Source organism: Mycobacterium sp. TH-M82, from assembly GCF_057473605.1.
On sequence record NZ_JBYCKY010000258.1, the window covers coordinates 1 to 2965 of the forward strand.

3 protein-coding genes are annotated in these 2965 nt (G+C 68.5%); 1 reads left to right on the forward strand and 2 read right to left on the reverse strand.

Going from position 1 to position 2965, the window contains the following annotated elements; translation table 11 throughout:
• Window positions 1-40 precede the first annotated feature (40 nt).
• Complete coding sequence (locus AC2VON_RS08080; protein ID WP_486952483.1) at window positions 41-1537, reverse strand: potassium/proton antiporter; 1497 nt, start codon at window positions 1535-1537, stop codon at window positions 41-43.
• Window positions 1538-1629: 92 nt separating this feature from the next.
• Here AC2VON_RS08080 and AC2VON_RS08085 point away from each other — a divergent pair, with 92 nt between their 5' ends.
• Window positions 1630-2298, forward strand: coding sequence for a potassium channel family protein (locus AC2VON_RS08085; protein ID WP_486952484.1), 669 nt, complete (start codon window positions 1630-1632; stop codon window positions 2296-2298).
• A 7-nt stretch (window positions 2299-2305) separates the two neighbouring features.
• Here AC2VON_RS08085 and AC2VON_RS08090 read toward each other — a convergent pair.
• A partial coding sequence (locus AC2VON_RS08090) for an MBL fold metallo-hydrolase (protein ID WP_486952485.1) occupies window positions 2306-2965 on the reverse strand: 660 nt, incomplete at its 5' end.

A 2965-nucleotide genomic window follows, 5' to 3' on the forward strand; every position in this document is an offset into this window, starting at 1 on the left:
CGCCGAGCGGACTCGGGTTAGGTGATTTCGGTTGGCGGGCTTACTCAGCTGCGCCGTATTCGCCGAACCAGTTGGCGAGTTTGCCGCGCCGGCTGACGGCCCGCAGCCTGCGTTCCGTGGACGTGCGAGTCCTGGTGGTGGTGACGATGAGCAGTTCGTCACCGACTGCGATCCGGGTGTGCGGTTGCGGAACGAACGTGTTGCCGTTGCGAATGATCAGGGTGATGGCGCTGGGGTTCGGCAGCCGCAGCTCGAGAATCGAAACGTTGTGCAGCTGGGATCCCGGCTGCACCGTCATGGTCAGCAGCTCGGCTTCCAGCACGTCCAGCGGTGCCGCCTCCACCTGGATTTCGCGGGTGGAGTCCTGCGGAGTCAGGCCCAGCCGGTGCGCCATCCGGCTCAGAGTGGGGCCCTGCACCAGGGTGTACACCACAACCAGGATGAACACGATGTTCAGCAGCCGGTAACCGTCGGGAACACCCTCGACGATCGGAAACGTCGCCAGCACAATCGGAACCGCGCCGCGCAGGCCTGCCCAGGACAGGAAGATCTGCTCACGCCACGGCACCGTGAACCAGGCCAGCGAGGTCACCACCGAAAGCGGTCGGCTGAGCAGCAGCAGCACCGCCCCGGTGACCAGCGCCGGGATCAGCTCACCTGGCAGCTGGCGGGGGCTGACCAACAATCCGAGCAGCACGAACAAGCCGATCTGCGCCAGCCAGCCGAGGCCCTCGGCGAACGAGCGGGTGGCCGAACGGTGCGGCAGCCCGGAGTTGGCCAGCACCACGCCGCAGAGGTAGGCGGCGAGAAACCCGCTGGCGTGCGCGGTTCCCGCCGCAGCGAACGCCACCATGCCCAGCCCGAACGTCGCCAGCGGATAAAGGCCGGACGCCGGCAGGGCAGCCCGCCGCAGCGCGAACGCCCCGAGCAGCCCGATGACCAGCCCGATCGCCGCGCCGACCGCCAGCTCATAGAGCACACCGAGCACCGCGGTCCCCACATCGAGGGCCAGCGGTGTGGTGCTGAACACCAAGACCAAAATGGCACCCGGCGCATCGTTGAATCCGGACTCGGCTTCCAGCAGCCCGGCGACTCGTCGGGGCAACGGCAGCACCCGCAGGACGGAGAACACCGCGGCCGCGTCGGTGGGCGAGACGATGGCGCCCAGCAACAACGCCAGCTGCCAGCTGATGCCCAGCAGCAGGTGTGCGGCCGTGGCAGTGACGACCATGCTGACGCCGACCCCGACGGTGGCCAGCACACCCGCGGGTGCCAGCAGCTTGCGGATATCGGCGAACTGCGTCGTCAGACCGCCTTCGACCAAGATTATTGCCAGCGCAGTGGTACCGAGGTCGCTGGCGAGCTGCACGTCGCTGAAATCCAGCCCGAGCCCGTCATTTCCGATGGCCACCCCGACGGCCAGGAACAGCAACAGGCTGGGCAGACCCACCCGGGCCGCTGCCCGGGTGGCGACAATGCTGGCCAGCAGCACCAGACCCGCGATCAGCAGCGCCATATAGAGCTGCTGCAAACTCATATCATCCCCATTCGGGCTGGCCAGGTTCGGGTTGTCTGCCAGTAAATCAGCACCACTGTGCGGGCTTGCCCCGGCTGTGGTACACCCGGAGCATGCGCATCGGGATCGCCGGTGCCGGCGCGGTCGGTCGGTCCGTCGCTCGGGAGCTGCTGGACGACGGTCACAAGGTTCTGCTGATCGAACGCGACCCGCAGCACTACGAGCCGTCTACCGCTCCCGACGCGGAATGGTTGCTCGCCGACGCCTGCGAGCTGGCTTCGCTCGAAGAGTCCGGGATCGAGACGTGCGACGTGGTGATCACCGCCACCGGCGACGACAAAGTGAACCTGGCTGCCGCCCTGCTGGCCAAGGCCGAATTCGGGGTGGTCAGGGTGGTCGCCAGGGTTAACGACGCCCGCAACGAGTGGCTGTTCAACGAAGCGTGGGGTGTTGACGTTGCGGTCTCCACACCGCGAGCCATGGTCGCCGGCGTGGAGGGCGCCATCGACGTCGGCCACCTGGTGCAGTTGATGGGGTTGCGGCGCGGGCAGGTCAACCTGGCGAAATTGACGTTGCCCGCCGATAATCCACTGGTCGGGCAGCGGGTGTGCGACGTGGTCCTGCCGGAGAATTCCGCCCTGGTGACCGCGCTCCGCGATGGCGCCGTCATTCTTCCGCGGGCCACAGACGTGCTGCAGGCGGGTGACGAGTTGTTGTTCGCCGCGGACAGCCGCGTCGAGGATCAGATCCGGGCCCTCGCCGGCGGACACAGCCGCAGCTGAGCACGGCTCAGCCGCGGCGGGCTTGCCGCGCCGCCGCCTCGGCGGCCTCGCGGATCGGGCCGCGCCACAGATCGCCGTGGCCGGGGGCCAGGACCTCGGTCTCCAGCAGCGCCAGCGCCGCCAGGCTGTGCAGGCAATCGTCCTGACTCTGACTGAACAGCGCCGGCAGCAGCTGCGGCCCGCTGCGCGGCAGCACCGGATGGCCGGTCACCAGGGCGTCACCGCTGACCAGTACGCCGTCGACCAGATACGAGCAGTGCCCGCTGGTGTGCCCGGGGGTGGGAATGGGTGTGGGCTGGCCGGGCAGCTCGGCGGCAATCTCGGCGGTCAGCGGCCGGGCAGTCGGAATCCCTTCGCGGCTCAGGCCGCCGTTGCGCACCACGTGCATGCTCCACAGCGCCCAGCTGGGCCGCCACAGCTGCCGCGCGACGCGCAGCGGCGACGCCTGCTGCAGATACTCCCGTTTGGCGTGGTCCACCTCGTCGGGATGGCAATACACCGGAGTGCCGTGAGTTTTCGCCAGCCAGATCGCCGAACCGAAATGGTCGACGTGCGCGTGGGTCAACAGCACGGCGCGCACGTCACCGGCGTGGTAGCCCAGCGCACCCAGCGATGCCAGCACGTCGGCACGGTCACCGGGGTAGCCCGCGTCGATCAGCAGCACACC